2 pseudogenes are annotated in these 550 nt (G+C 57.6%); both read right to left on the bottom strand.

The annotated features are described in order from the left end of the window. Window positions 1–166, bottom strand: a pseudogene (locus tag A7X77_RS34475) (L,D-transpeptidase family protein); the annotation flags it as partial. A gap of 198 nt (window positions 167–364) precedes the next feature. Beyond that, window positions 365–550 (bottom strand): annotated as a pseudogene (locus A7X77_RS31755) (acetyl-CoA carboxylase carboxyltransferase subunit alpha); the annotation flags it as partial.

The raw sequence follows: 550 nt of genomic DNA, 5'->3' as shown, positions 1-550 counted from the left end.
GGTCCATGCCCTTGGCGGCCATGGCGTTGAGGATATGGGGGGGGAGCGGCTGCTCGACCTTGTTCTTGACCTTGGAGAGATCGACCTGCGCGGTTTCCAACGCGTCATTGCAGCCGGTCAGAGCCAGCGCCATCAGGGAAACATAGGCAAAATGACGTATGCGCATCCAAACTAGCCCATAAAGATAATGCGACCCGGTCCGCCTATGGAGTTCGGGCACGAAGCGGAATCATAGACGGCTTATACTTCACAAATGCTTAACAGCCTATGACGTGTCAGGAAACGCCCCCGCAAGCGCAAATGTTAGAGATAACAACAATGTGGCCAAGGTTTGGCCTCAATCGCTCAACAGTTGCGGCTGAGCTTACAGATTGCGGCCCATATTGAGGAATTTCTGGCGCCGCTCGTTGCGCAATTGTTCGCCGGAGCGGGATGCCATTTCACCAAGCGCATTGGCGATCACATCGCCGGTTGCGGCGATGACGCTGTCGGGATCGCGGTGGGCGCCGCCGAGCGGCTCGGAGATGATGCCGTCGATGACGCCGAGCGA

The sequence above is a fragment of the Rhizobium bangladeshense genome (assembly GCF_001662075.1).
Classification (GTDB): domain Bacteria; phylum Pseudomonadota; class Alphaproteobacteria; order Rhizobiales; family Rhizobiaceae; genus Rhizobium; species Rhizobium bangladeshense_B.
The sequence above is the reverse complement of the archived record's forward strand: the minus strand, read 5'-3'. Positions and strand labels throughout refer to the sequence as shown.